General features: G+C 73.7%; 16 protein-coding genes. 10 read left to right on the forward strand and 6 right to left on the reverse strand.

From position 1 onward, the window contains the following. Positions 1 to 127 precede the first annotated feature (127 nt). A complete protein-coding gene (locus ACZ4MF_RS31185; RefSeq protein WP_467495372.1) occupies positions 128 to 1,306 on the forward strand; it encodes a PP2C family protein-serine/threonine phosphatase in 1,179 nt (392 codons plus the stop codon). Between the two features lie 3 nt (positions 1,307 to 1,309). Here ACZ4MF_RS31185 and ACZ4MF_RS31190 read toward each other — a convergent pair whose 3' ends face one another. The 4 genes from ACZ4MF_RS31190 to pip form a co-directional block, all read right to left on the reverse strand. Beyond that, a complete protein-coding gene (locus tag ACZ4MF_RS31190; protein WP_467495374.1) occupies positions 1,310 to 2,107 on the reverse strand; it encodes a maleylpyruvate isomerase N-terminal domain-containing protein in 798 nt (265 codons plus the stop codon). A gap of 108 nt (positions 2,108 to 2,215) precedes the next feature. Continuing rightward, a complete protein-coding gene (locus tag ACZ4MF_RS31195) occupies positions 2,216 to 4,708 on the reverse strand; it encodes a SpoIIE family protein phosphatase (RefSeq protein ID WP_467495376.1) in 2,493 nt (830 codons plus the stop codon). A gap of 443 nt (positions 4,709 to 5,151) precedes the next feature. Then, positions 5,152 to 5,781 (reverse strand): DinB family protein, encoded by a 630-nt coding sequence (locus ACZ4MF_RS31200; protein ID WP_467495378.1) that lies wholly within the window; start codon positions 5,779 to 5,781, stop codon positions 5,152 to 5,154. Further along, positions 5,778 to 6,782, reverse strand: coding sequence for a prolyl aminopeptidase (gene pip, locus ACZ4MF_RS31205; RefSeq protein WP_467495380.1), 1,005 nt, complete (start codon positions 6,780 to 6,782; stop codon positions 5,778 to 5,780). Before pip ends, ACZ4MF_RS31200 begins: the two co-directional genes overlap by 4 nt. A 182-nt stretch (positions 6,783 to 6,964) precedes the next feature. Here pip and ACZ4MF_RS31210 point away from each other — a divergent pair, with 182 nt between their 5' ends. From ACZ4MF_RS31210 to ACZ4MF_RS31240, 7 genes are all read left to right on the forward strand, one after another. Continuing rightward, on the forward strand, positions 6,965 to 7,744 hold the full coding sequence (locus ACZ4MF_RS31210) for a polysaccharide deacetylase family protein (RefSeq protein ID WP_467495382.1): 780 nt from the start codon (positions 6,965 to 6,967) through the stop codon (positions 7,742 to 7,744). Positions 7,745 to 7,937: 193 nt separating this feature from the next. Next, a complete protein-coding gene (locus ACZ4MF_RS31215; RefSeq protein WP_467495384.1) occupies positions 7,938 to 9,149 on the forward strand; it encodes an EfeM/EfeO family lipoprotein in 1,212 nt (403 codons plus the stop codon). Beyond that, entirely contained in the window at positions 9,146 to 10,372 is a 1,227-nt protein-coding gene (gene efeB, locus ACZ4MF_RS31220; RefSeq protein ID WP_467495386.1) for an iron uptake transporter deferrochelatase/peroxidase subunit, read from the forward strand. Before ACZ4MF_RS31215 ends, efeB begins: the two co-directional genes overlap by 4 nt. A gap of 227 nt (positions 10,373 to 10,599) precedes the next feature. After that, complete coding sequence (locus ACZ4MF_RS31225; protein ID WP_467495388.1) at positions 10,600 to 12,399, forward strand: phospholipase C; 1,800 nt, start codon at positions 10,600 to 10,602, stop codon at positions 12,397 to 12,399. A gap of 117 nt (positions 12,400 to 12,516) precedes the next feature. Further along, positions 12,517 to 13,527: an aminoglycoside phosphotransferase family protein gene (locus ACZ4MF_RS31230; protein ID WP_467495390.1), complete on the forward strand. Its 1,011-nt coding sequence runs from the start codon at positions 12,517 to 12,519 to the stop codon at positions 13,525 to 13,527. Positions 13,528 to 13,630: 103 nt separating this feature from the next. Then, positions 13,631 to 14,662, forward strand: a complete 1,032-nt coding sequence (locus ACZ4MF_RS31235; protein WP_467495392.1) for a hypothetical protein — start codon at positions 13,631 to 13,633, stop codon at positions 14,660 to 14,662. A gap of 106 nt (positions 14,663 to 14,768) precedes the next feature. After that, complete coding sequence (locus ACZ4MF_RS31240) at positions 14,769 to 16,373, forward strand: N,N-dimethylformamidase beta subunit family domain-containing protein (protein ID WP_467495394.1); 1,605 nt, start codon at positions 14,769 to 14,771, stop codon at positions 16,371 to 16,373. Between the two features lie 21 nt (positions 16,374 to 16,394). Here the strand turns inward: ACZ4MF_RS31240 and ACZ4MF_RS31245 are convergent, their stop codons facing one another. Both ACZ4MF_RS31245 and ACZ4MF_RS31250 read right to left on the reverse strand, forming a co-directional pair. Further along, entirely contained in the window at positions 16,395 to 16,577 is a 183-nt protein-coding gene (locus ACZ4MF_RS31245) for a hypothetical protein (RefSeq protein ID WP_467495396.1), read from the reverse strand. A 129-nt stretch (positions 16,578 to 16,706) separates the two neighbouring features. Continuing rightward, positions 16,707 to 17,315 carry a TetR/AcrR family transcriptional regulator gene (locus ACZ4MF_RS31250; RefSeq protein ID WP_467495398.1) on the reverse strand — a complete coding sequence of 203 codons (609 nt, stop codon included), beginning with the start codon at positions 17,313 to 17,315 and terminating at the stop codon, positions 16,707 to 16,709. A gap of 232 nt (positions 17,316 to 17,547) precedes the next feature. Between ACZ4MF_RS31250 and ACZ4MF_RS31255 the strand changes: the two genes are divergently transcribed. Beyond that, positions 17,548 to 19,020 carry an APC family permease gene (locus tag ACZ4MF_RS31255; RefSeq protein WP_467495400.1) on the forward strand — a complete coding sequence of 491 codons (1,473 nt, stop codon included), beginning with the start codon at positions 17,548 to 17,550 and terminating at the stop codon, positions 19,018 to 19,020. Between the two features lie 45 nt (positions 19,021 to 19,065). Continuing rightward, entirely contained in the window at positions 19,066 to 20,637 is a 1,572-nt protein-coding gene (locus tag ACZ4MF_RS31260; RefSeq protein ID WP_467495402.1) for an amidohydrolase, read from the forward strand. Positions 20,638 to 20,741 lie beyond the last annotated feature (104 nt).

Consider the following 20,741-nt stretch of genomic DNA (forward strand, 5'->3'; position numbering starts at 1 on the left):
CGAGGTCGTGTGACACAGGAGTCCGGGTGCGAGAACCACGTAGGCCGAACCGTCAGGTGTGCCGTCCCGCCGAAGAGACGGCACACCGCGGGGCCGAAGCCGGATCGTCCGTGCCCTGGAGCGACGGATGAGCCGGGAAATCGCCGACCGGGAGTCGGACGGCTTCACCGACCAGCGGCCCCTGCCGCCGGCTCCGCTCTGGCTGCGCTGGCTGCCGGCCCTGTACGTGGCGGCTTTACTGGCCGTGGAGCCCCTGACGCCGGTGGACTGGCCGGTGAGCTTCGCGCTGATCGCCGTCCCCCTGCTGGCGGCCTTCGCCTACGGTCCCGTCGGCGTCGCCGCGGCCACGGTGTTCTCCGTGGTCTTCGAGGGCGTGCTGGCCGGCACCCCGTGCTGCGCGGGCCGGTCCGTCGGCTACCTGTGGGACCGGCACTACGTCGCCTCCTACATCTGTACGGCCCTGGTGGGCGCCCTCGGCACGGTCCTGGCCGCCCACCGGATCCGGCGCGAGCGCACCCTCGCCGACGTCCGGTTCGTGGCCGACATCGCGCAGCGCGTCCTGCTGCGGCCGGTGCCGCACCGGATCGGGCACCTCCAGCTGGAGAGCCTCTATCTCTCGGCCGCCGCGGAGGCGCGGATCGGCGGTGATCTCTTCGAGGCCGTCCCCACCGGCTACGGGGTCCGGCTGCTCATCGGTGACGTACGCGGCAAGGGACTGCTCGCGGTGGAGACCGCCGCCACCCTGCTCGGCGCGTTCCGCGAGGCGGCGTACGAGGAACCCGACCTGGCCACGCTCGCCGCCCGGATGGAGACGAGCATGGCCCGCAGGGCGGAGCGGCTCGGCGGGGACGAGACGGTCGAGCGGTTCATCACCGCGGTCTTCGCCGAGATCCCGGCCGACGGCGGGCTCGTCTACATCGTCAACTGCGGCCATCCGCCGCCGCTGTGTCTGCGGGCCGACGAGGTGAGCGAGCTGGACAGCGGGCGCTCGGCGCCGCCGCTGAACGTCGGCATGCTGGTCCCGGACCCGTACCACGTCGACGTCTACCCGTTCTGGCCCGGCGATCAGCTGCTGCTGTACACCGACGGCGTCACGGAGACCCGGGACGTGTCGGGCGCGTTCTATCCCCTGGCCGAGCGCGTCCGCTCCTGGGGCCCGCTCCCGCCCAAGGAGTTGCTTGCGCGCCTCCACGACGACCTGCTCGCCTACGGGCACCACGGCCTCCAGGACGACACCGCGGCCCTCGCGGTGTGCCTGCTGCCGGGCGAGCCGCCGCCCGCGGCCCCGCCGCCGACGGCCGAGTGAGCGTCAGAAGGCGGTGTGGGCGAACCAGTTGTCGAGGACCGCGGTCGGCCCCGAGACCTCGTAGCCCGGCTCCTGGTACGAGCGGCGACCGTAGAGGAGCAGCAGGAGGCCGGCAGCCGGGGCGCGCACGACCGCCGTCGCCTCGGCGTCCTCCCGCGGCACCGGGCGGAACCCGTCGGGGTCCAGGCGCACCCGCCACTCCTCGCCGGTGTCCGTGCTCACGAACGCGAGCGTCTCGCCGTCGCCGCGCAGCTTGGTCACACCGGGGGCGAAGAGGCCCGCGTAGGGCAGGTTGACGAGGAACTCGTCCACGCCGTCCGCCGCGAGGGCCGGCTCGATGTCCGCCTCCGCACCCGCCCGACCGTCCACGGCCTGCTCGGCGTCGACGCGGTGCACCAGCGTCTCGAAGAGCATCCGGCGCGCCCAGAACCCCGCGCGGCGGTCCTCGCCCCAGACCCACATCGGTGCCTCGGGGTCGGTGTCCCGCAGGACGACCGCGACGGCCGGCTCCCCGGCGGCCACCCAGTCGGGCCACTCCCGCTCGTCCTCGGGCAGCCCCAGCTCCACGTCGCGGCTGCGCGGCGGCTCCTGCACGCGATGGGTCAGCAGCGCGGCGAACCAGCGCTGGAGGGAGCCCACGTGCCGGGTGAGGTCGGCGAGCGTCCAGCCGGGGCAGGCCGGCACGGCGCTCGCGAGGTCGGCGTCCTCGACCGCCGCGGCGAAACGCAGGGTCTCGCGGGCGACGGCCTCGCGGTAGGTGTCGTACGGCAGGGGGTGTCCCTGCCCGCTGGTCGCTGCCATCGGCTGCCGCCGTCCTGTTCTGTTCTCGATACGGAAGTCCGGTACGGATGTCCGGTACGGATGTCGTGTCGGCGACAGTCTGGCGCCTGGAGTCCACTCCAAGGCAAATCACGGGCCAGGGGGCGGACCGGGGAGGGGATCCGGGATGTCCTGTTCGGCCCAGATGATCTTGCCCTGGTCCGTGTAGCGGGCGCCCCAGCGCAGGGCGAGCTGGGCGACCAGGAAGAGCCCGCGGCCGCCCTCGTCGGTGCTGCGGGCGTGCCGCAGCCGGGGCGCGGTGCTGCTGGCGTCGGAGACCTCGCAGGTGAGACGGGTGTCGCGGAGCAGCCGGAGCCGGATGGGCGGTGCGGCGTAGCGGATGGCGTTGGTGACGAGTTCGCTCACCACGAGCTCGGTCGTCAGGGCCAGCTCCTCCAGGCCCCAGTCGCGCATCTGCCGGGTGGCCCGGGCGCGCAGGTCGCCGACGGCGGCCGGGTCGGGCGACACCTCCCATGAGGCGACCTGGTCCGCGCCGAGGACGTGGGTGCGGGTGAGCAGGAGGGCGATGTCGTCGGGCTGGGGCACGGGCACGAGCTGCCGCACGGTGGATGCGCAGAGCGCGCCCAGGTCGTCCCCGGTGCGGGCGAGGACCGCGCACAGGCGGGCCATGCCCCGCTCCACGTCGTGGTCGGGGCCCTCGATGAGGCCGTCGGTGTAGAGGCCGAGCAGGCTGTTCTCGGCCAGTTCGATCTCGGTGGCCTCGAACGACATGCCGCCCAGCCCGAGCGGGGGCCCGGCGGGGATCTCCGGGAAGTCGGCCTCGCCGTCGGGGGTGACGACCACGGGCGGCGGGTGTCCGGCCCGGGCCATCGTGCAGCGCCGGCTGACCGGGTCGTAGACGGCGTAGAGGCAGGTCGCGCCGATGAAGGTGGTCGTGGAGCGGGCCGCCGCGCCGGCGGCGGTCTCCGCGTCGCTCAGCCGGAGCACCAGGTCGTCGAGATGGGCGAGCACTTCGTCGGGGGGCATCTCCATCTCGGCGAGGGTCTGCACCGCCGTCCGCAGCCGGCCCATGCTGGCCGCCGCGGTGATGCCGTGGCCGACCACGTCGCCGACGACGAGGCCCACCCGGGCGCCGGACAGCGGGATCACGTCGAACCAGTCGCCGCCGACGCCGCCGGACGGGTCCGCCGGCAGATAGGTGGAGGCCACGTCGAGTGCGGTGCCGCCGGTCAGCGTCGGGGGCAGCAGGCTGCGCTGGAGCGTGACGGCCGCGTTGTGTTCCCGGGTGTAGCGGCGGGCGTTGTCCACGCACACCGCCGCACGGGCCACCAGCTCACGGGCGACCAGGACGTCGTCGGGCCCGAAGGAGACCGGGTTGAGGGTGCGGGCGAAGGTGGTGAGGCCGAGGACGGTGTTGCGGGCCCGCATCGGCGCGGCGATGAGCGAGTGCAGGCCGTACTGCCGGATCCGCTCCGCCCGCAGGGGCTCCCGGGTGACCCACTGCTCGTCGGCGGGGTCGAGGACCGGGATGAGCAGCGGCTCGCCGTCGATCAGCAGGTTCGCGTCGTACGGCGGCGGGACGAAGTCGACGGTGTCCCCGACCTGGGCGACAGCCTCGGGGCAGCCCTCGCGCACCGAGCGCATCGCCGCGCGGCACATCAGCGGCCGGGCGGGCGCGGGGCCGGCGTCGGGCAGCCAGGCGCCGTGGCCCTCGGAGCTGAGCACGGGCTCCAGCAGGTCGACCACGACGAAGTCGGCAAAGCGGGGGACGGCGAAGTCGGCGAGTTCCTGGGCGGTGGCCACCACGTCGAGCGTCCGGCCGATGCTGGTGCCGGCCTCGTTGACCAGCGTCAGCAACTGCCGGGCGTGCCAGCGCTCGGTGACGTCCTGGACCATGTAGCAGACGCCGGTGATGGTGGCGTCGGCATCGACGACGGGGAAGAACGAGGTCGAATAGGCGTGCCGGCGGCGCGGGTCGGCCCAGCTCCAGCCCTCGTACTCGTAGTCGGTGACCGGCAGTCCCGTCGCGAACACCTTGCGCATCAGCCCCTCCAGGGCCTCTGCCTGAAGTCCCGGAAGCAGCTCGCTCAGGCGCCGTCCCAGCCGCTCCTCACGGGGCACCCCGCCGAAGTGCTCCAGGGTGTCGTTCAGCCACACGTAGCGCAGCTCACGGTCCATGACGGCCATGCCGACCGGGGAGCGGGTGAGGAAACCGTCGAGGACGGACTGGCCCATGGTCCACGGCCGGTGCCGTTCCCGCGCCGACACCAGGAAGCACGCGTCCGCGCCCACCCGGAAGGAGGCGGAGACGCGCAGCTCGACGTCGAAGGCGCGGCCGTCCCGGTGGCGTACGGTGATCCGCCCGCTCCAGCCGTTTCCGGCGAGGCACCGCTCCACGATGCCGGCGAGCCGGGCCGGGTCCTCGGGCATGGCCAGCAAGGGCGCGGCCGAGCGGCCGACGACCTCCCGTTCCGGGTAGCCGAGCAGTGCCGCCGCGCAGCGGGTCCAGCCGACCACGACGCCGTGTTCCGAGATCACCGCGGTCGCGTCGGTGGACGCGTCGAAGAGATCGCCCGGTCTCACCGCAGGCGATGCGGCGCCGTCCTGTCGCGCTGGTTCCATCGATTCCACCCTTACACCACTATGAGCGTGCTTGTCCGCCGGTGTGCAGGCAACCGGTGGACAGCGGGGGCCGGCTGCCCCGGCCGGCGTGGACGATCTCCACCGAGGCGCCGGGCAGGGCGACGCGTGTCCCGCACACGGCCCGTCTCGCTCGCGGAGGTCCGTACGGAGGCGTTGCACACCTGCCTGGTCTGTACGGATGCCACGCTGACCTCGCCACGCCAGGCCGGCCGAGGTGACACGGCTGCGGCGCACCGAGGAGGGCGGCGGTGACCCGCGCCGCGGCCGGCGGCTGTGCCGGCGGCGGTCTGCGCGCGGTCGGTGTGGCCGGAGTACTCGGGCGACGGCTCGCGCCGCGTGTACGGGAGGGTCGGCTTCCGGCCGGGGGGCGCCCGGCTGTACGCCTTGCTGGAGGCGTGCCCCCGAGCCCCCGCGTGCTGCGGTCAGGTCGCCGGCCGGCCCGCGCGGTAGAGGTCGCGCAGGAGCGCGATCTCGGCGCCGTGGTGCAGGACTTCCTGGTTGACCCACCACACGATGTCGAGGAACGGCTCCTCGGCGTCGCTGCCGTACGGGTAGCCGCAGTACCCCACCGTGTCCAGGGCCGCGTCATCCGCGCCCAGCAGGGCCTGCCGCCAGGCGGCGGCGCCGTCCGTGAAGGCCGCGACGGCCCCGGCGGCGTCCCCGTCGACGGGATGCTCCTCCCGGGTCGCCGAGCGGCTTCCGGCGGTGTGGTCGGCGCGCAGGGCCAGCATCTCGGTGAGATGGCTCAGGCGCCAGGCGAGGGTCGTGACCGGCGGCGGCCACGGATGCGGGTAGGCCGCGGCATCCCGCCCCCAGGTGCCGCCGCCCGCCAGGAGGGTCGCGCGGGGTCCGGGCCCGTCCGCGCGCCGGCGGACGGACCAGCAGCCGGGGACGGGTTCCCAGAAGTACTCCTCGTCGGTGAGGGGTTCGACCCGGGTGTCCGTGCCGTCGCCGCTGTCCATGACGGGTCCGGTCAGCCGGCGCAGGAGCCGCTCGCGGGCGAAGTCGAACTGGTCGAGCAGCGGCTGCAGTCGGGGCGGTGGTGTCGTCATCGGTGCCTCCTCGTGGGACGGACCGGCGCCGGGCCGCGGGCGTACCGGTCGGTGGCCGCCACCATCGCCTCGGCCACGCCCGCCGCCCCGGCGGTGTGCCCGGTGCCGCCCACGATCACCAACTCGCTGTCGGGCCAGGCGTGATGGAGTCGCCAGACGATGCCGAGGAGGTTGCCGAAGTCGAGTTCGCCCTGGACGAGGGTGCCGGGGACGCCCTTGAGCAGGTGCGCGTCGCGCAGGATCACACCGTCACCGCTCGCGCCCGCGCCCCCGCCGAGGAAGTGGCCGTTGCCCCAGTAGTGCGTGACGGTGCGGGCGAACCCCATGCAGAACACGGGGTCTTCGTAGCGGGTGACCGAGCGCGGCGGTGCGGGGATCACGGCCGTCTCCCAGTCGGTCCAGGCCCGCGCGGCGCGCTCCCGCACCTCGGGGTCGGGCGATTCGAGCAGCCGGTTGTAGGCGGCGGCGAGGTTGCCGTCGCGCTCGGCCTCGGGCACCGCGGACCGGAACCGCTCGAAGGCCTCGGGGAAGATCCGGCCGAGCCCCCGGGTCAACAGCTCGACCTCGGCGTCCGATCCGGTGGCGACCCCGGTCAGCACGAGTTCCGAGACGACGCCCGGGTGGGTCTGGGCGTAGCGCAGTCCGAGCACCGACCCGAAGGAGACACCCCACACGAGCCACCGGTCGATGCCCAGGTGACGGCGCAACTCCTCCAGATCGGTGATGAGTTGGTCCGTCGTGTTGACACTCATGTCGGTGTCGGGGCGGCTCGCGTGCGGGGTCGAGCGGCCGCTGCCGCGCTGGTCGAGCAGGACGATCCGGTAGGCGGCCGGGTCGAACAGCCGCCGGAAGTACGGGGTGCTGCCGGACCCGGGTCCGCCGTGCAGGACGACGGCGGGCTTGCCGTCGGGGTTGCCGCAGGTCTCCCAGTGGACGTGGTTGCCGTCACCCACGTCGAGCATGCCGTTCTCGTACGGTTCGAGCTCCGGATACAGAGGCATCCGGGCACCGTAGCGCAGGCGGGAGCGCGCCGCTGGGGGATATACGCTCGGTCCGCTCTGTCGCGGAAGCGCCCCGGAATTGTCCGTGATCGGTAACAGCGGGATCCCGTGATCGACCCGGCCCGTCCTGACAGGTGCACAGGAACTCGGCGGTACGACACGGAAACAGAACAGGGGCGGACATGGCGCGGCACAACGGGCGGGGTTGGTACGGCCGGATGATCGCAGCGGCGGTCGGCGTGACCGCCGTCGCCGCCGCCACCTCGGTGTGGACCGCGCAGGCCGGCCAGTCGTCGGGCGGCAGCGCGGCGGCGGCGCCGGGTGCCTCGGCGCGGCACACCGCGCCGACGTCGGTCACCGTGTCCCCCGACATCGCCCACGCCTCGGACGGCGGCGCGCACGCGGTCAACATCACCATCGACGACGGTCCGGACCCGGTGTGGACCCCGCAGGTGCTCCAAGTGCTGCGCGAGAACGGGGTGAAGGCGACGTTCTGCATGATCGGCCCGCAGGCGCAGGCGCACCCGGACCTGGTCCGTCAGGTGGTGGCGGCCGGGCACCGGCTGTGCGACCACACGGTGTCGCACGACACCACGATGGACAAGAAGTCCGAGGCCTACCAGTCGCAGCAGATCCTGGACGCCGAGCAGCAGATCACCAAGGCGTCCGGTGGCGTCCGGCCGATGTACTACCGGGCCCCGGGCGGTGCGTTCACGCCGTACAGCCGGGAGCTCGCCGCCTCGCACGGGATGCGGCCGCTCGGCTGGAACGTGGACTCCAAGGACTTCGAGCGGCCGGGTACCCGGACCATCGTGGCCACCGTCCGCGGCGAGCTGTCCAACGGGCCGACGATCCTGTTCCACGACGCGGGCGGCGAGCGCTCGCAGACCGTGGCCGCGCTGCGCATCCTGCTGCCCCAGCTGAAGCAGCAGGGCTACTCCTTCGGCTTCCCGGTCCGCTGAACGGGCCCCCGGACACGCCGCCGAACGGGCCGCCGTAGCGGGCGGACACGCCCGATGGCCTGCGATCACGTCCGGGAACGCCCTGGTGAACCCAGGGCGAAATCTTGGCCACCGATTCCTGGGTACGGCTGTTCGGATCCGGAGCGGCGCCTACCATGAGGCCACTGCACACGTCGTTCCGGAAAGGCTCGCCATGCCGTTGCCTCGCCTCGGCACGCGGTCCGTTCGTCTCCGGACGGCACCCGTCGTGTTCGTCGCCCTCTCCGTGGCCCTCGCGGGCACGGCCCTGGCGCTGTCCCCCGGGGACGGGCCCGGCGGCGGTCACACCGGCGCCGACGCGACCCGGCACACCGTGATCGACGTGTCGCAGAGCCACTGCGGCCAGGGCTGGACCCGGCCCGGGCCCGGGGTGCGCACCTTCGATCTGCACAACTCCTCCGACGGCGCCGCCGAGGTCTATCTCGAAGATCCGGCCAGCCAGGCGGTGTACGGCGAGGTGGAGGGCATCGGGCCCGGTACGACACGGCAGTTGACCGTGCGGCTGGGCAAGGGTGCGTACGCGTTCAAGTGCGTCCCGGACGACGCCGACGCGGTCACCGGGCCCACCGTGCACATCACCTCGGGGCAGCGCGGCCCGGGTGCGGCCCCGGTCACCGAACACGACCTCATCCCGCCCGCCCTCGCCTACCAGAAGTGGGTCGGCGGCGGCCTCGACGACGTCGTCCGGCTGACCACGCGGCTGCAGCGGGACATCGACGGCGGCGACCTCGCCACCGCCCGCACGGACTGGCTGCCCGCGCATCTGGAGTACGAGCGCCTCGGGGCCGCCTACGACGCCTTCGGGGACGCGGACGCGCAGATCAACGGCACGGACGCGGGGCTCGCCGACGGGGTGCACGACAAGGGATTCGCCGGGTTCCACCGGATCGAGTACGGGCTGTGGCACGGCGAGTCGGCCGGCGCGCTGCGCGCCCCGGCGGCGGCGCTGGTCAAGGCCGTGACGGGGCTGCGTGACAACTGGTCGCAGTCCCGGATGGACCCGGCCCAACTGGGGCTGCGCGCGCACGAGATCCTGGAGAACACCGTGCAGTTCGAGCTGACCGGCCGCACCGACTACGGCAGCGGCAGCAACCTCGCCACCGCCCGCGCCAACCTCGACGGCACCCGCGAGGTGCTGTCCCGGCTGCGCCCGCTGCTGACCACCCGGTACGCCGATCTGCCGGGCCTGGACAAGGAGTTGGACCGGGCCCAGCACACCCTCGACGGCTTCCGGAAGGCTGACGGCTGGACCTCGCTCGACGAACTGACCCGCGCCCAGCGGGAGCAGGGCGACGCGGTCCTCGGAGATCTGGTGGAGCGACTGGCGTCGGTGGCCACCCTGTGCGACCCGCGGAGGACCGTGTGAGCGGCGACGGACGACCCGACGGCCTGGCCCGGCGCGGCTTCCTGCGGGGTGCCGCCCTGGCGGGGGCCGGTCTCGCCACGAGCGCCGCGGCGGCACCGGAGACCACCGCCGCCACGCCGGACGCGATCGCTCCCTTCCACGGGGTCCACCAGGCGTCGGCGATCGCCGCCCCGCGCCGTACCAGCGTCTTCGCGTCCCTGGACGTGGCCGCCGGGTCGCGTGCCGAACTCGCCGACGTACTGCGCACGTTGACCGACCGGGCCCGCTTCCTCACCGCCGGCGGAACACCGGCGCCCGTCGGCATCACCGGTCCGCCCGCCGACTCGGGCGTCCTCGGTGACCGACTGCCCGCAGGCCGGCTGGCCGTCACCGTGGGCGTCGGCGCCTCGCTCTTCGACGACCGGTACGGGCTCGCGGCCCGCAGACCCCGGCGGCTGACCGCGATGCCCGCCTTCCCGGACGACGACCTCCGGGCGGACTGGTGCCACGGCGACCTCAGCCTGCACCTGCACGCCGACGACCCGGACACCACGCTGCACGCGCTGCGGGACATCGCCCGGCACACCCGGGGTGCGCTCCAAGTGCGCTGGCGGCTGGACGGGTTCAGCAGTCCGCCCCGCCCGTCGGGTACCCCGCGCAACCTGCTGGGCTTCAAGGACGGCACCGCCAACCCGGACGCGACGAGCGCCCGGGAGATGAACCGGCTGATCTGGGTCGGCACGGGCGCGGGCGAGCCGGAGTGGGCGGTCGGCGGCAGCTATCAGGTGGTGCGGCTGATCCGCATGCTGGTGGAGTTCTGGGACCGGGTCTCGCTCGGCGAGCAGGAGCGGATGTTCGGCCGCGCCCGGGTCTCCGGCGCGCCGCTGGACGGCGACCATGAGCACGACACACCGAAGTACGCGGACGACCCCAAGGGTGACGTCATCCCGCTGGACGCGCACATCCGCCTGGCCAACCCGCGCACACCCGCCACCGCCGACCAGCGCCTGCTGCGCCGTGCCTACAACTACGACCGGGGCATGGACGCCAACGGCAACCTCGACATGGGCCTGCTGTTCTGCTGCTACCAGCAGGACCTCAAGCGGCAGTTCGAGACCGTGCAACACCGGCTGGCGGGCGAGCCGTTGACGGACTACATCAAGCCGTTCGGCGGCGGCTACTTCTTCGCCCTGCCCGGCGTACGGGACGCGGCCGACTGGTACGGACGGGCCCTGCTCGGCTGAACCCGCCGCGCTCCGCCCGGCCGAACCTGTCCGGACAACTTGGCGGCCCGTAGGGTCAACACACAGTCAAGTTTTGCCCCAGCATCCATGACTCGGTGTTCACTCGCAGGCCATCATGGCTCCGCCGGCGCGCCGCGCGGCAGGCACAACATCCGTGCTCGTACGACGTACAAACGTTCTGTCCGGAGGGGTTGACCATCATGGCCAGCAGAGGAAGACGAGCCGCTATGCGGAGCCTGGGAGCGCTCGCGGGCGCCGCCGCGCTCACCGTGCTCGGCAGCAACGCGCCCGGTTGGGCCGCGGCGCCCGAGACGCACGGCGGGCATTCCTCGACCGCCACGCCGATCAAGCACGTGGTCGTGCTGTTCGACGAGAACATCTCGTTCGACCACTACTTCGCGACCTACCCGAAGGCCGCCAACACCGATGGCACGAAGTTCACGGCGTCGAAGAACACCCCCAAGGACATCGACACCCTCGCCCACGCGGGTCTGCTGACGAAGAACCCGAACCAGTACGCACCCAAGCGGCTCTCGCCGTCGCAGGCGATGACCTGCGACCAGAACCACTCCTACGGGGCCGAGCAGTACGCGTACAACGGCGGCAAGGCCGACCAGTTCGTGCAGAACACCGAGGTCGACAAGTGCAGCGGCGGCCTGTTCGGCGAGCCGGGCCTGGCGATGGACTACTACGACGGCAACACCGTCACCGGCCTGTGGAACTACGCCCAGCACTACGCGCTGAGCGACCGTGCCTACAGCTCGGTCTACGGCCCGTCCACGCCGGGTGCCCTGAACCTGATCTCGGGCAACACGCACGGCGCGGTCTCCATCGACCCCAAGACCGGGCAGCAGACCGCGAAGCCGGACGCGTACGCCATCCAGTCGCCCGACGCCAAGGGTGTCGGCACGGTCATCAACGACCCCGACCCGGCCTGGGACGACTGCTCCGGCAAGGACCACACGAGCACCAACGCGCTGGCGTCGCTGCAGGGCAAGAACATCGGTGACCTGCTCAACGGCAAGAAGGTGACCTGGGGCTGGTTCCAGGGCGGCTTCCGTCCCTCGGCCGCGTGGAACGGCGCGTCCGGCTCGTACGCGAAGTGCGACACCACGCACACCAACGTGGGCGGCGCGTCCGTGGTCGACTACAGCCCGCACCACAACCCGTTCTCGTACTACAAGTCGACGGCCAACCCGCACCACCTGGCGCCGAAGTCCGTCTCCGAGATCGGCCACAACGGTCGGGCCAACCACAACTACGACCTGACCGACTTCTCCGCCGCGCTCAAGGCGGGCAAGCTCCCGTCCGTCAGCTTCCTGAAGGCCGGCGCGTACCAGGACGGCCACGCCGGCTACTCGGACCCGACCGACGAGCAGCACTTCCTGGTCAACGAGATCAACGCGATCCAGAGCTCGCCGCAGTGGAAGTCCACCGCGATCGTGGTCGCCTACGACGACTCCGACGGCTGGTACGACCACGCCTACGTCACCCCGAAGAACGGCTCGACGGACTCCTCGACCGCCTCCAACGGCAAGGCGACCGACAGCCCCGCCTGCCAGAAGGGCCCGAAGGCGGCCGGTGGTTACGCCGACCGCTGCGGCCCCGGCACCCGGCAGCCGCTGCTCGTCGTCTCGCCGTACAGCAAGGTGAACAAGGTCGACCACACGCTGACCGACCAGGCGTCCATCACCCGCTTCATCGAGGACAACTGGAAGACCGGCCGCATCGGTGACCACTCCTTCGACGCCACGGCGGGTTCCCTGTCCGGCATGTTCGACTTCCGGCACCCGAACGACAAGCAGGTGCTGCTGAACTCCGACGGCTCGGTCAAGCACGTCGGCCCGGTCCGGTACGTCGCCCCGGTGAGCACCAGCATCACCCCGGGTCCGGCGATGCAGAACACCGCCGCCACGACGGACGCCTCCGGCTTCCCGACCCTCCCGGTCGGCCTCGGCGTGGGCGCCCTGCTGGCCGCGGGCGCGACCGGCACGTACCTGACGCTGCGCCGCAAGCAGCGCGCCTGATCCATCGCATGACGACGCGCCCCCGGTCGGTGACCGGGGGCGCGTCCGCATACCGGCGGCCGAGCGGGAAAATGGCTGGCCCTGGGGCGTTCGTGCTGGTGGGATGGTGTGGTGACGATGCGACGACGGCATTCGGTCACCGTCGACCGGGGCGCCTACGCGGACGCGGTGACCCCATGGGAGCAGGAGCCCTGGCGGGCCTCGGCGCTCGGCTGGGTGAAGGATCGGCTCGCCGAGCGAGGGCTGCGGGTGAGCGGTGACCTCGCGGTGCGGCTGCGGCCGTGGTCGGTGCTGGTGCGGGTGCCCGTCGACGGGCGTGGTGGGCCGGGCGCGGTCTGGTTCAAGGCCAATCCGCCGGCCAGTGCCTTCGAGGGCCCGCTGACGGCCGCGCTGGCCCGCTGGGTGCCGGAGCATGTGCTGGAGCCGCTGGCGGTCGACGCCGGGCGCGCGTGGGTGCTGCTGCCCGACGGGGGCGAGCTGCTGCGGACCGCGCTGTCCCGGGCTGCGGTCGAACCGCTCGTCTGGGAGCGGCTGTTGGGCCAGTACGCGCGCATGCAGTGGGCGCTGGTCCCGTACGCGGGCGAGATCGAGCGACTGGGAGTGCCCTGTGCCCGGACCGCCGCTCTGCCCGAGGTCTTCGACCGGCTGCTCGCCGGGGCGACGGCACTGGAATCACAGGCGCGCGCCCGGCTGGAGCGGCTGCGGCCCCGGCTCGCGCACTGGTGTGCCGAACTCGCGTCCCTCGGCATCGAGGACACCCTCGACCACGCGGACCTGCACGACGGCCAGCTCTTCCGGCCCGCGCCGGACCGGTTCACCTTCTTCGACTGGGGCGACGCGGCCGTCTCGCACCCGTTCTGCAGCCTGCGGATCCCCGCCGAGAAGGCGATGGCGCGGTACGGCCCGGACGTCCTGCCGCGGCTGCTCGACGCCTATCTGGAGCCGTGGGCGGGGCCCCGCCGCACCCCGGCGGACCTGCGGCGCGCGGCCCGGCTGGGGTGGCGGCTGAGCGCCCTGAGCCGTGCCGCGTCCTGGGGCCGGGTCTTCCCCGGCCCGCCCCCGGTCGCCGCGCAGGGAGCGCAGTCCTTGCTGGAACTCCTCAACGAGCCACCGTTCCCGGCACGTTGACCGGCCACCCGGTCAACGCGGGCCGGCCTGCTCCAGGGTCCCGCCGCGAGCCGGACCGCGCCTGCCCTCGCCCACACCCCGCCCACGGCGGACACTGGACCGTATGACCCGCACTCCCGTGCCCGCGGCTGCCCCGCCCGGCCGCCGGGCCGTGCTCGTGTCCCTGGCCGGCATCGCGCTCGCGGGCTGCTCCCGTCACACGCCGCAGCCTGCGTCCCGCACGGCGCGGCAGTCCGGCACACCCGCACCGTCGGCATCCCGGCCCGCGCCCGCCTCGTCCCCGTCACCCTCCTCGACCTCCTCCGCTCTGCCGCACACCACACCCTGGCGTCCGACCTCGGCCGAGGTGCAGCCGGCGGCCAAGCTGCGGGCCGTACAACTGGTGGAGGCCATCGGCGCCTGGGCCGCCGGGCGGGGCGGAGCGGCGGCGGCCCGGGCGCGGGTCGCGGCGCTCGGGCTGCCGACCGGACTCGTCGGGCAGGCCGGCCCGCTGCTGCCGACGGCCGACCAGGCGGCCCTTCAGGTCGTGGACGCCCAGTACGGCGGAATCCTCTCCCGGTCCGCCAGTGTGCTGGTGGTCTGCCGGCAGTGGACCCGGCACGGCGGCACGGTGCGGGCCGGCGGGACGACGGTCGACGTGCGGCTCTCCGCGTCCGGGGGTGCCTGGACGGTCGACGCGCTGCATCCGGCGCGGCCCGGACCTGCGGCCCGCTCACTGGCCTCGGACGTCCGCGCGGCGCTGGCCGACGACCGGATCGTGCTGCCGCCCGCCGCCGCGGCCGACCTGCGCAGCGGTCAGGTGCACAGCAGCGTGGCGCAGGCGATGCTCGCGCTGGCGCGGACGTACCGGCTGGAGGTGAGCGTGGTCCGCTCCGGGCATCCGCTGGACGTGTTCGGCACCAGCCGGCCCAGCGACCATCCGCGCGGGCGGGCCTTCGACGTGTGGCGCATCGACGGGCACACGGTCGTCGACCCGGCGACCTCGCGCTCCCTGATCGAGCGGTTCATGCGGGACGCGGCCGCCGCCGGGTCGTACAACGTGGGCGGCCCGGTGCCGCTGTCGGGCGGCGGCGCCGACCAGTTCTTCAGCGACGCCACCCACCACGACCACGTGCACGTCGGCTTCCGTACCTGACGGGACCTGCCGTCACCCGTACGGACGCACCCGGCCCCGGCGTTCCCGCGCCGGCGCCGCCCTGCGGTTGCGCTGGACGAGTGAGCTCCCGGACGCTGGAGCACGGATGTATCGGACGTATCCGGCACGGGCGCATCCGGGAGGTGACGTGGCCCTGGAACCCGACTTCACACCCACGCGCGACGGCTCCGGTCTCGGACGCCGGCGCTTCCTGACCGTGTGCGCGGGCCTCGGCCTCGGCACGGCCGCCGCGTGCACGGCCGCACCCCCGCACACGCGCCCCGGCGCCTCCCCCCGCGGACGGCTGCGCCCCGAGTCGGAGCGGGACGCGCCGGGTACGGCCGACTGGCGGCTGGCCTCGACGGGCCCGGCGGACGCGGTGGCCGGGTACGCGGACCGGGTGAGCGTGACCCCGGGCGAGACCTTCGCGCTGCATGTGTCGACCACCGCCGCGTCGTTCCGGGTGTCCGCGTTCCGGGTCGGCTGGTACGGCGGCCGGCAGGCCCGCCGGATCTGGGCGTCGCGGCGCATCCCCGGCCGTGCCCGGCCGGCCCCGCGCGTCCTGCCCGCCACCCGCACCGTGCGCGCGGACTGGCCGGCGGCACTGACCGTGGACACCACCGGCTGGCCGGAGGGCGCGTATCTGCTGCGGCTGGAGGCGGACACCGGCCACCAGCGGTACGTGCCGCTGATCGTCCGCTCCACCGAGGGTGCGGGCCGTACGATCCTGGTGCACGCCCCGGCGACCTGGCAGGCGTACAACCGCTGGGGCGGCAGCAGTCTGTACGCCGGTGCGTCCGGGGCGTACGCCACGCGGTCCCTCGCGGTGAGCTTCGACCGGCCCTACGACGCCGACGGCGCCGAGAAGTTCCTGGTGTACGAACGGGCGCTGGTGGTGCTGGCCGAGCGGCTGGGCATCCCCCTCGCCTACAGCACGGGCATCGACGTCCACCGGGATCCGGGCGTGCTGCGGGGCGCGCACGCGGTCGTCTGCCTGGGGCACGACGAGTACTGGACGCCCGAACAGCGGGCCCATGTCACCGCGGCCCGGGACGCGGGGACCAACATCGCCTTCCTCGGCGCCAACACGTGTTTCCGGCGGATCCGGCTCGCGGCGGGGGACGGGGCGGACGACCGTACGGTGGTCTGCTACAAGTCCGACTGCCGCGCCGATCCCCTCTACGGCTCGCGGCCGGCGCTGGTCACCACCGACTACCGCCTGCCGCCCGCGCCCGACCCCGAGTCCTCGCTGACCGGGGTGCTCTACGAGGGCTATCCGGTCGACGCGCCCTATGTGGTCCGGGCCGCCGACCACTGGCTGTACGAAGGCACCGGTGTGCGCTCCGGCGAGGGCTTCGCACATCTCGTCGGCGTCGAGTACGACCGGGTGACGCCCGGCGCACCGGCGCCCGGCCCGCTGGAGATCACCGCGCACTCGCCGCTGGTGTGCGGCGGGCGGCCCAGCCACAGCGACTCGGCCTACTACACGACCGCCGCCGGGTCGGGTGTGTTCGCGACCGGGACCATGCGCTGGGTGGAGGGTCTGGTGGCCGGGACCGGCGTGCTCGGCCGCGACCACGGGATGGACGGCCGCACCCGGGACTTCGTCACCCGCACCACGGAGAACCTCCTGCGCGCGTTCGCCCGCGGACCGGCGGCCCGTCACGCCCCGCCGCCGCAGGCCAACGTGCGTGCGGTGTACGGCACCTGATGTGACGTCAGGCAGAGCTGCTCAGCCGGTCGCGATGCCCCGTCCACCCGACCGCATGTGCTCCCTGCGGGCGTTGTTGTAGGCCCGCAGGTGAAGCTTGGCCACGGCACAGGCCGCACCGTCGGCCTGGCACTGACGGCACGTCCGCACGTGCTGCTCGTAGGTGAGGCGCGCGTTTTCCAGCGCTTCGTGGGAAGAGGACATGGAGATCTCCGGGCAGGGCGCGTCACGCGGGACGACGCCTGGTTGACTGACGAGTAACACCGGAGCCAAGGTGATCATGTTACTGGCGGTACTGGGAAACCCGCCGGTAACCACGCTCGCGAAGCGCCCTCAGCCGTCCTCGCGCAGCGCCCGCGCGTGGTTCAGGAACGCCGTCAGCCCCACCTCGAAGGCACGGTCGGCACGGCCCTCGCCCACCGCGGCGAGCGCCTGCGCGAGGCGCGGGGTCGGCGCGCGGTCCGTCAGCTCCCACATGGTCTCCGGCGCGGCGAGGTCGAGGGCGGAGCCCAGCACCAGGTTCTCCAGGGCGATGATCAGCGGCATGATCTGCCCGTGGCCGAAACCGGCCGCGAGCAGCAGGCTCACCGCACGCTCGTACTGCGCGAGGACCCCGGGCGCACGGACCGGCGAGGTCATGAGCAGCGGGATGGCCCGGGGGTGCGCGGCGAAGGCGGCGCGGTAGGAGCGGGCCCAGGCCTCCAGGGCCGCGTCCCACGGAGTCAGCTCCAGGGTGCCCGGATCGATCGCCGAAGCGACGCGCTCGCGCAGCAGTTCCACTATGCCGTCGCGGCCGTCCACATGGTGGTACACGGAGCCGGTCTGGGCGCCGAGCCGCCGGGCGATCTGCGGGACGCTGAAGTCGCCGCTCTCGTCGATCAGTTGGAGCGCCGTCGTGGTGATGCGCTCGCGGTCGAGGAGCGGTGTGCGCGGCCGTCCCATGGTCGTCGTCTCTCCCTGAGGTCCGCCCGGGGTCTTCCCGGATGCCCAACGGCAGGTTACATTGCGAAAACCGAAAGCCTTTAGGTTTATGGCTCCGGGCGCCCGCCATCCCTCCCGGGCACCCGGAGACGCCGGCGCGCCCCGCCACCCCGGCGCGCCCGCCGGCGCCCGCGAACCCGGACGCCCCGCCACCGGGACCCCCTCCCCTCCGCCGCCAGAAGGGCTCCCCCGCATGTCCGTGTCCACCTCGGAACTCCCGGAGGCCCTCCCCGAGGAGCGGGCGCCGTCCGGCGCGCCCGGCCTCCGGCCCGGTTCCCTCGGCACCGCCGACATCGCCTTCTTCGTCGTCTCCGCCGCCGCGCCCCTGACCGTCATGGCCGGGGTCGCCCCGCTCGCGATCCTGCTCGGCGGGATCGGCGCGCCCGTCGGCTATCTGCTCGCCGGGCTCACCCTCGGCGTCTTCGCCGTCGGCTTCACCACCATGAGCCGCCATGTGACCAGCGGCGGCGCCTTCTACGCCTACATCACCCGGGGCCTCGGCCGACCGGCAGGCATCGGCGCCGCCCTCCTCGCGCTGATCGGCTACAACGGCATGGAGATCGGCGTCTACGGCCTGCTCGCCACCACGGCCCGCGACACCCTGCACACCCTCACCGGCACCGACGTGCCCTGGCTGCCGGTCTCGCTGGCCGGGCTCCTGCTCATCGGCTACGGCGGCTACCGCTCGATCGACTTCGGGGCGAAGGTGCTCGGCGTGCTGCTCGTCGCCGAGACCGGCATACTCGTCCTGCTCGCGGGCGGGGTGCTGGTGAAGGGCGGCGCACACGGGCTGTCCCCGGCGTCGCTGGCGCCGTCGCACGTGCTGGTGCCCGGGATGGCGGCCGTACTCGCCTTCGCCTTCGCGGCGTTCACCGGCTTCGAGTCGACCGTGATCTACCGCCGCGAGGCCCGCGACCCCGGGCGCACCGTCCCGCGCGCCACCTACCTCGCCGTCGGATTCCTCGGCCTGTTCTACGCGTTCGTCGTCTGGATCGCCGTCCAGGCCTTCGGCGACGACCAGGTCGTACGGGCCGCCGGGAAGGACCCGGCCGGGCTGTTCTTCACCGCGATCACCACCTATGTGGGCCGCTGGGCCGCCGACCTGATGCACGTCTTCATCGTCACCAGCGTCATCGCCTCCCTGCTCGCCTTCCACAACGCCATCAACCGCTACGCCCTCGCCCTCGCCGAGGAGGGCGTCCTGCCGCGCCGGCTCGGCCGGATCCACCCCCGGCACCGCTCCCCCTACCTCGCCGGTCTCGCCCAGACCGTGCTCGGCGCGGTGGTCGTGCTCGCGTTCTGGGCGGCGCACGCCGACCCGTACCAGCAACTGCTGCTGTGGGTGAACACCCCGGGAATGATCGGCCTGTTGCTGCTCCAGCTGCTGGCGGCGCTCGCGGTGCCCTGCTATTTCCGGCGGGTGCGCCACACGGAGGGCAGGGTGCGCACGGTCGTGACCCCGGTGCTCGCCGCCGTGCTGCTGGCGACCGCGATCGCGCTGGTCGTGGCCCACATCGACCTGTTCACCGGCGCCTCCCCGGCGGTGAACACCCTCCTCGTCGTCCTGGCACCGGCCGTCTTCCTGCTCGGCCTGCCGCTGGCCCGGTGGCTGCGCCGGCACCGCCCGGACGTGTACGCGCGGTTCGCCGCCGAACCCGCCGACTGACCCCGATCACCGCCAACACCCGCCATTCATAATGGAGTTGTCACCATGCCCGCTGCCGACCTCGTCCTCACCGGCGCCCAGGTCCGCACCCTCGACCCCGCCCGCCCCACCGCCCGCGCGGTCGCCGTGCGCGACGGAGTGATCGCCGCGGTCGGCGAGGCGGCCGACGTACGGGACTGGCGCGGGCCCGGCACCGAGGTCGTCGACCTGCACGGCGCGCACCTCGTGCCCGGCCTGGTCGACGCGCACAGCCATCCGGTGTGGGGGCTGGACATGGCGACGGGCGTGGACCTGTCCGGTGTGACGGACCTGGCCGGACTGCGCGCGGCGCTGGCGCGGGCCGAGCGGATCGGGGGCTGGGTCCTCGGGTACGGCCTCGACCACAACGCGTTCGAGGGCCGCCCGGTCCATCACGACCTGATCGCGGACGTCCTCGACGGCGCCCCGGCCTTCGTCCGCCTCTACGACGGCCACTCGGCACTCGCCAGTGCCGCCGCGCTGGCCGCTGCCGGGGTGACCGGTCCACGCGCCTTCGCCCAGCACGCGGAGGTGGTGTGCGACGCGACGGGACGGCCCACCGGCCATCTGGTCGAGCATGCCGCGATGGACCTGGTGGCGGACCGCGCGCCCCGGCCGTCGCACGCCGAACGGCGGTCCAGGCTGCTGGAGTTGCTGTCCGCCATGGCCGCGACCGGGCTCACCGGCGCCCATGTGATGGACGGCGGCGACCTCGACCTGGTCGAGGCGGTGGCGCGCGAGACGGTGCTGCCGCTGCGGCTGCGGTTCGCGCCGTGGTGCATGCCGGGTGCCGACGCCGACGCGCTGCGGGAGCTGGTGCGGCTCCAGGGGCGGGGCGGGCGGCACTGGCGGGTCGGCGGGGTCAAGTTCTTCATGGACGGCACCGTCGAGGGCGGCACGGCGTGGCTGGAGCACCCCGACTGCCACGGGCAGGGCACCGCCGCGTTCTGGCCGGACCCGCGGGCCTACGCCGAGGCCGTCCGCACCCTGCACGCTGCCGGTGTGCGCACGGCCACGCACGCCATCGGGGACGCCGCCGTACGGCATGTCCTGGACACCGTCGCCTCCCTCGGGCCGGGCGGGTACGGCGCCCACCGGATCGAGCACGTCGAGACCGCTCCCGACGAACTCCTGCCCCGTTTCGCCGCGTTGGGGGTGGCGGCCTCGCTCCAGCCGCCGCACACCGGATACACGCGCGACGACGGCACCGACGAGTGGTCCCGCAGACTGGGCGGCGACCGGGCCGGGCGCGCCTGGCGGCTGCGGGACCTGCGCGAGGCGGGCGCCACGCTCGCCCTCGGCTCGGACTGGCCCATCGCGCACCACGACGTCCGTGCCGTCCTGGCCACTGCCCGCCGGCCGAAGGGCGCCGCGGCCCACCGGCCCGGCCTGACCCCGCTGCAGGCGCTGGAGGGCTGCACCAGCCACGCGGCAGCGGCGGCCGGGGAGTCGGACGTCGCCGGCCGGATCGCACCCGGCTGCCGGGCCGACCTCACCGCGCTGGCCGTGGACCCCGTACGGGCCCCCGGCGACGAGCTGGCCGCGGCCCCGGTCGCACTGACGGTGACCGGCGGTCACGTGGTGCACCGGGGCGGGTGAGGAAGGCGCCGGCCCGGTCGGCCCGTCCGGCATCGACGCACCTGCGACGGCCCGAATAAGATCGGAAGTGGCATCGCGTGCCGGTCACCGACCGGGTGAGGCAT

The organism is Streptomyces sp. NPDC025793 (genome assembly GCF_055558375.1).

Bases quoted from the DNA above. Each gene is read 5' to 3' on its own strand.
- ACZ4MF_RS31255 (WP_467495400.1), top strand. From the start codon at position 17,548: ATGTCCGTGTCCACCTCGGAACTCCCGGAGGCCCTCCCCGAGGAGCGG.
- ACZ4MF_RS31245 (WP_467495396.1), bottom strand. From the start codon at position 16,577: ATGTCCTCTTCCCACGAAGCGCTGGAAAACGCGCGCCTCACCTACGAG.
- ACZ4MF_RS31210 (WP_467495382.1), top strand. From the start codon at position 6,965: ATGGCGCGGCACAACGGGCGGGGTTGGTACGGCCGGATGATCGCAGCG.
- ACZ4MF_RS31240 (WP_467495394.1), top strand. From the start codon at position 14,769: ATGTATCGGACGTATCCGGCACGGGCGCATCCGGGAGGTGACGTGGCC.
- ACZ4MF_RS31260 (WP_467495402.1), top strand. From the start codon at position 19,066: ATGCCCGCTGCCGACCTCGTCCTCACCGGCGCCCAGGTCCGCACCCTC.
- ACZ4MF_RS31215 (WP_467495384.1), top strand. From the start codon at position 7,938: ATGCCGTTGCCTCGCCTCGGCACGCGGTCCGTTCGTCTCCGGACGGCA.
- ACZ4MF_RS31225 (WP_467495388.1), top strand. From the start codon at position 10,600: ATGCGGAGCCTGGGAGCGCTCGCGGGCGCCGCCGCGCTCACCGTGCTC.
- ACZ4MF_RS31200 (WP_467495378.1), bottom strand. From the start codon at position 5,781: ATGACGACACCACCGCCCCGACTGCAGCCGCTGCTCGACCAGTTCGAC.
- ACZ4MF_RS31250 (WP_467495398.1), bottom strand. From the start codon at position 17,315: ATGGGACGGCCGCGCACACCGCTCCTCGACCGCGAGCGCATCACCACG.
- ACZ4MF_RS31195 (WP_467495376.1), bottom strand. From the start codon at position 4,708: ATGGAACCAGCGCGACAGGACGGCGCCGCATCGCCTGCGGTGAGACCG.
- ACZ4MF_RS31185 (WP_467495372.1), top strand. From the start codon at position 128: ATGAGCCGGGAAATCGCCGACCGGGAGTCGGACGGCTTCACCGACCAG.
- ACZ4MF_RS31235 (WP_467495392.1), top strand. From the start codon at position 13,631: ATGACCCGCACTCCCGTGCCCGCGGCTGCCCCGCCCGGCCGCCGGGCC.
- ACZ4MF_RS31230 (WP_467495390.1), top strand. From the start codon at position 12,517: ATGCGACGACGGCATTCGGTCACCGTCGACCGGGGCGCCTACGCGGAC.
- ACZ4MF_RS31190 (WP_467495374.1), bottom strand. From the start codon at position 2,107: ATGGCAGCGACCAGCGGGCAGGGACACCCCCTGCCGTACGACACCTAC.
- pip (WP_467495380.1), bottom strand. From the start codon at position 6,782: ATGCCTCTGTATCCGGAGCTCGAACCGTACGAGAACGGCATGCTCGAC.